The organism is Tateyamaria sp., assembly GCF_059783535.1.
In genome coordinates this window covers 1-5796 of the sequence record NZ_JBYNDP010000183.1, presented here as the reverse complement: position 1 = coordinate 5796, position 5796 = coordinate 1, and the positions used below count along the sequence as shown (strand labels likewise).

Below are 5796 nucleotides of genomic sequence, written 5' to 3'. Positions count from 1 at the left end.
CTTCCATCGACCTTGGACAATTCAAACTGGGGCCAACCCGCACTCTTTTGCGCAATGACAACAGTCGCATGGTGTTCGAACTGCGCGAGGTTGCCGCCTACAACGGCACTTTGGTGGGCGAGTTCGTGATCAACAACCGCTCGGGTCTGAGCGTCGGCGGGAACCTGACCGCGCGAGGCCTTGGCCTGCAACCCTTCCTGCGGGATGCCGCGGACCTTGAGATGTTGACCGGGAAAGCCAATGCGCAGGTGAAGTTCCTTGGTGTCGGCTCCAATGTGGACGCGATCATGAAGTCCCTTTCGGGCAATGGATCGTTCAATGTCGCAGGTGGCACAATCGAAGGGCTGGACCTTGATGGCCTTCTGAAATTTGGCAGGGGCAACGGCCGTACAACGGTGTTCGAAGACATGAGCGCCAGCTTCCGGATGGAGGGTGGCAACCTTCTGAACGATGACCTTCTTGTCGTGCTGCGCAGCTTTGAGGCGCGCGGCGCAGGCCGGGTTGGATTGGGCCAGCAGGACATCGACTACCTGTTCACACCCACCGCACTCAAAAGCGATGATGGACCGGACCTGGCGATCCCGGTGCGCATTCGAGGGCCTTGGGCCGATCCGAGCATTCTACCTGACTTGGACTCGGCCATTGACCTGAAGCTGGACGAAAAACTCGAGGCCGAGAAAGACAGGATCGAAGCGAGGGCCAAGGAGAAGGTCCGCGAGAAAGTGACCAAGGAACTGGGTGTCACCGATGAGGGTCAGGACCTTGAAGGTGCGGCCAAGCGGAAGCTGGAAGATGAGGTCAAAAAGGGGTTGCGGAGCCTGTTTGACTGATTTGTCCCCGCGGGGACAACCTGTTCGGCGGTGTTACGAAATCTTGGTGGTTTTCTGAATTTGTAATCGCGTCAGGGACTTGCCCTTGCGCACGGTCGGTTTGGGCCAAATTAACCAGATTTTCGGTAAGCTGCCCACGAAGGCGGGCGGCGTTTTGTTGCGGGTGCGAGAGGGGAAAATGACGGCGTGAGGTTGTGCCGGTTTCCAGGTTTCTGAGACCGATCTATCCTGCGCAATGTGGCACGCGACGCACATTGGTCCGGTCTATCTTTGACTTCTGAACGGGCGCTCGCGGGCGTTTCGACTTCAGTACGGCAGACCGACATAGTTGAGTGCCATCGCCGCTTGCGCCTCTTGGCTGTCGCGCAGAAAGGCGAGTTCGGCCAACTGCATTTTCTTGTCGAATGCGGTTTGCCCGGGGAAGTGGTGCATGAGGGTTGAGAACCACCAACTGAAGCGTTGTGTTTTCCAGACACGGGCGAGCGCGTGTTCCGAGTAGCGGTCGATCCCGTTGCTGTCGCCGTCGCCGTAGAATTGGCGCAGCCCCTGGTTCAAATAGTGAACGTCGGATGCGGCGGTGTTGAGGCCCTTGGCCCCGGTTGGTGGCACGATGTGGGCGGCGTCGCCGCACAGGAACAGGCGACCCCAGCGCATCGGCTCGCACACGAAGCTGCGCAGCGGGGCGATGGATTTTTCGATGCTGGCGCCGGTGGTCAGGCTGTCTGCCGCTTGGGGCGGAATGCGGCGGCGCAACTCGTCCCAGAAGGCGTCATCGGTCCAGTTGGATGGGTCATCTGAAGTGTCACACTGGATGTAGTAGCGGCTGAGGTTTTCGTTCCGCATTGAGCAGAGGGCAAAGCCGCGATCCGAGTTGGCGTAGATCAGTTCGTCGTTGACGGGGGGTGTTTCAGATAGGATGCCGAGCCAGCCGAAGGGATAGACCTTCTCATACTCCTGCCGCACGTTTTCGGGAATTGTCTGGCGGCTGACGCCGTGGAACCCGTCGCAACCCGCTACGAAATCGCAGTCGATCCGGTGGTTTTGGCCGTGTTGGTCGAAGGTGACATAGGGCGCGTCGGTGTCGGCGTCGTGTATCACAACATCTTCGACCTCGAACCGCGTGTCGCCGCCCGTCGCGTCCCGCGCATCATAGAGATCGCGCGTCACCTCGGTTTGTCCGTAGACCAGAACCGTTGCGTCGGTGTGGGTGGTGAAATCCACGCGGAACATGTCGTTGTCATAGGCGATGAGCGTGCCGTCATGTGCAAAGCCTTCGGCCTTCATCCGGGCGTCCACACCGGCCTGACCCATCAGGCCGACCAAGCCCCGTTCCAACACGCCTGCGCGGATGCGACCGAGGACATAGTTGCGCGATTTGCGCTCAAGCACGACCGTCTCGATCCCGGCCTTGTAGAGCAGTTGGCCCAGCAACAGGCCGGACGGCCCACCGCCGACGATGCCGACCTGAGTGCGCATGATACTCTCCCCGATATTTGTCATACGACATAACTATTTTGAAGAAAGGTCAAGCAGGGCCGGTGTGGCCGGTGACGTCGCGGGCGTAGGTGGCGAAGGCCTCGATTTCCGCATCTGACGCGGCGTGGCCAGTGTAGGCGACGAGGTAGCCCGGCACCATGGCGAGCCGTTCGTCCAGCGTTTCGCCAAGGTTGGCGTCGTCGTAGCCAAGCTGCATATAATAGATAACCCGCGCCCGCGCTTTTGCTTCCAGTTCGGGATAGTCAAACCGCAGGAACATGTGTGTCAGTGCCGCGATGCGTGCATCGTCGCCCGCTTTGAGAACCGCATTGACCCGGTCGGAGCGCCGTGCCCAGTCGCGGATCGCAAAGTCGAGCCTGTTGTCGAAGAGCGCGGTGTTGATATTGCAGCGAAAGACGTTGCAGCAGGCTTCAGTGATGGTGCCTGCGGGCGCGTTTGCCTGTGCGACCATGGCCGCCGTGTTGGTGCGTTCCCAGTGATCGAGCAGGGCGTTCAGCAGGTCGGTGCGGTTCTTGAAATACCAGTAGAAACTGGACCGTGAGACAGCCATCTGCCCTGCTAGTTCCGCCACTTTCACGGCCTCAACCCCGCCTTGTTTAAGGACAGAAAGGGCGGCATTCAGCCAGTCCTGGCGCGTGACCTTGATATTGCCAACCAGCGGGTCTTTGGCCGGATCGTCGCGGTGGAGGAGCGGCTCTGACATCAGCTTGTGGGGGCGCAGCCGCCTGCGGCTGTCCGGTCTGCGATGTATTTGTGCAGGGCTTCCATCCGGTCGCCGTTGATGGCGGGTGGGGTGAAGTCTCGCAGGATGCCTTTCCAGATGTCCGTTGCGCGGGTTGTGGCGTCAACGCTGCCGCGTTCTTCCCATGTGCCGAAGTTCGCGAAATCGGCCACGACGGGTTCATAGAACTCGGTCGCGTAGCGTTCCATCGTGTGGGCGGCGCCAAAGAAGTGGCCGCCGGGTTGTACTTCCTCGAGCGCATCCATGGCGATCTCGGCCTCATCAGCGGGGGTTGCGGTGCAGAGTTCGGCCACCATCTGCAAAACCTCAACATCCGTGACCAGTTTTTCGTAGGAAACGGTTAAACCACCTTCGAGCCAACCGGCGGCGTGCAGCGTAATGGTGGCTCCGGCCAGCAGGCAGCCCCACGTGCCGAACTGCGTCTCATTAGCTGCCTGCACGTCGCCCAGGTTGGCGGCTGATCCGGAGGCGCAGCGCCATGGCAGGCCGATATGTCGGGCCAGCTGCCCGGCTGCGAGCGATGCCTTGAAGTGTTCGGGCGTGCCAAAGACCGGGGCACCTGACTTCATGTCCACATTCGACGTGAAGGTGCCATAACACACCGGCGCGCCGGGGTTGACCAACTGGCCAAGTGTGATGGCCGCGAGCGCCTCGGCGTGGCTGAGCGTCATGGCGCCCGCCACCGTGATCGGCGCCATGGCCCCCATGAGGGTGAAGGGCGTGATAATCGCCATCTGGCCGTGGCGGGCGAAGTCCATCACGCCGAGCGCCATGGGGATGTCCAACTGCCGGGGCGAGTTGGTGTTGATGATCGTATAGCAGTGCGAGTTGGCGGCGAAATCCGTGTCCGACAGACCGCGGAAGTCGCGTAGCATTTCAAAGCTTTCTTCGACCTGCCCGGTGCCGCGCGAATAGATGAAAGGCAGCTTGTCGGTCAGCTCCATCTGCCCCTTTGTCATTGCATAGTGGCGCAGGTGGAGCGGCACGTCCTGCGGCTCGACCAGTGGCGGGATCATGTGCAGCACGTCATAGTGCTGGGTCAGAGTGATCAGCTCGCGAAAATCCTGTTCGGTGCCGGGGCGGCGGCCCCGTTCCAGATCCGTGGCATGGGGACAGCCCGCGCCGGGCTGGAAGATCATGGACCCCAGTTCCATCACCAGATTGCGGTCGGGATGGCCTGCGATCAGGGGGAAGGATTTGGGTGCGGTGGTGAGCGCCGCCTCGACCATCTCGCGCCCGATATGCACCATCTCGGAGCTGTCATCGACCCGCGCGCCGCCTGCTTTGAACTGCGCCCGTGCTTCGGGCAGCAGCACCTTGATCCCCAGCCGTTCCAGCACATCCAGCGCTGCCTCATGCATCGCCGCAATCCGATCGTCCGAGAACACGCTCATCGGGGGGAACGGGTTGCGCAGGTTGCGGTAGTTGGTGGTGCGCGATTTTTGTGGGGGCGCACCACGACCACGGCGACGGCGGGGGAGGTCGGTCATCCCCGCATCGCCTTGCCTGTCGGGTCGTAGGGGGAGGGGGCAATCACCTTGGCGGACCGTTCCACGCCGACGACGTGGACCTTCAAGTCCGTGCCTTCGGTCGCTGCGTCGGCGTCAACCAGTGCCATGGCGAGCGATTTCTGCACGGTATGCCCGTAGCCACCCGAGGTGACGAACCCTACACGCTTGTCGCCGTTCCATACGGGTTCGTATCCACTGGCGTCCGCATCACCGGCGTCGATTTCAAGCGTGACCAGCTTTTGCGCGGGACCATTCCCGTCGCGCTCGGCCACGGCGGCGGCCTTGCCCACGAACTCCTTGTCCCAGTCGATCCAGCGGTCCATGCCGGTCATGCCGGGCGTGTAGCCTTGGGTGAATTCGGCTGACCAGATGCCGAAGGACTTTTCCAGCCGCAGCGACAGCATGGCGTTGAAGCCGTATTCTTCTAGGCCGAACTCCTCACCCGCTTCGAGTAGCATCCGGCGCAGTTTGATGTGGTCGCCGTAGCGGCAGTTGATTTCGTATCCCAGCTCACCAGCGACGGACATGCGCGCCACCTTGGCCCGGATCATGCCGACATCGAAGTCGCCACAGCCCATAAACTTGAGTGCGCCGATGTCCTGATGGCACAGCTTTTCGATCACCTTTCGGGAATTGGGGCCGGTCAGGCCAAAGCCGCACATCTCCTCGCCCAGATCGCGGACCTGCACGCCGTCGATCATGTGGTCGTCGAACCAACGCATGTGCCAGGCGCGCAGGTAGTAAGAGCCCATGATCCACCATGTGCCATTTCCAGACGAGTCTGCGCCCAAGTTGAGGATCGTCAGATCGCCCTTGAGCCGCCCGTCTTCGCCCAGCATTGGCGCCAGTTTGGCGCGGCCGGGGGCAGGCAGTTTGGAGGCCATGACGTTGTTCAACCAAACCTCGGCATTTGGGCCTGTCACCTCGAACCGGGAGAAGCCGGTGATGTCGACCATGCCGACATTCTCGCGTACGTTCCGGCATTCGGCGCCCACGATTTGATGCGCGTTTGAGCGTTTAAGCGTCAGGTTCTCTTCAAAGTCTTCGGATGGTGCGAAGTAGAGCGGCGTTTCGAGATCCCAGCTTGATCCCCAGCGGCATCCGGCGGCGGTCATGGCGTCATGCGCCGGGGCCATCTTGAGCGGACGGCCTGCGGGCAGTTGTTCGTTGGGATAGGACATAACGAACCGCCGGGAATAGAACTGGCCCGTGGTTT

At 61.4% G+C, this 5796-nt stretch carries 5 protein-coding genes; 1 reads left to right on the top strand and 4 read right to left on the bottom strand.

Annotated elements, in window-relative coordinates; translation table 11 throughout:
* Nucleotides 1–830 (top strand): AsmA family protein (locus tag AC6RA8_RS20660; protein ID WP_500355467.1); only part of this gene is annotated, 830 nt, incomplete at its 5' end.
* A gap of 306 nt (nt 831–1136) precedes the next feature.
* On the opposite strand, the gene pobA is transcribed toward AC6RA8_RS20660, so the two are convergent.
* The 4 genes from pobA to AC6RA8_RS20640 form a co-directional block, all read right to left on the bottom strand.
* Nucleotides 1137–2306, bottom strand: coding sequence for a 4-hydroxybenzoate 3-monooxygenase (gene pobA / locus AC6RA8_RS20655; protein WP_500355465.1), 1170 nt, complete (start codon nt 2304–2306; stop codon nt 1137–1139).
* A 49-nt stretch (nt 2307–2355) separates the two neighbouring features.
* On the bottom strand, nt 2356–3033 hold the full coding sequence (locus tag AC6RA8_RS20650; RefSeq protein WP_500355469.1) for a TetR/AcrR family transcriptional regulator: 678 nt from the start codon (nt 3031–3033) through the stop codon (nt 2356–2358).
* Complete coding sequence (locus AC6RA8_RS20645) at nt 3030–4559, bottom strand: trimethylamine methyltransferase family protein (protein WP_500355463.1); 1530 nt, start codon at nt 4557–4559, stop codon at nt 3030–3032. The genes AC6RA8_RS20650 and AC6RA8_RS20645 overlap by 4 nt, the downstream gene beginning before the upstream one ends.
* Nucleotides 4556–5796 (bottom strand): glycine cleavage T C-terminal barrel domain-containing protein (locus tag AC6RA8_RS20640; RefSeq protein WP_500355461.1); only part of this gene is annotated, 1241 nt, incomplete at its 5' end. The genes AC6RA8_RS20640 and AC6RA8_RS20645, both read right to left, overlap by 4 nt.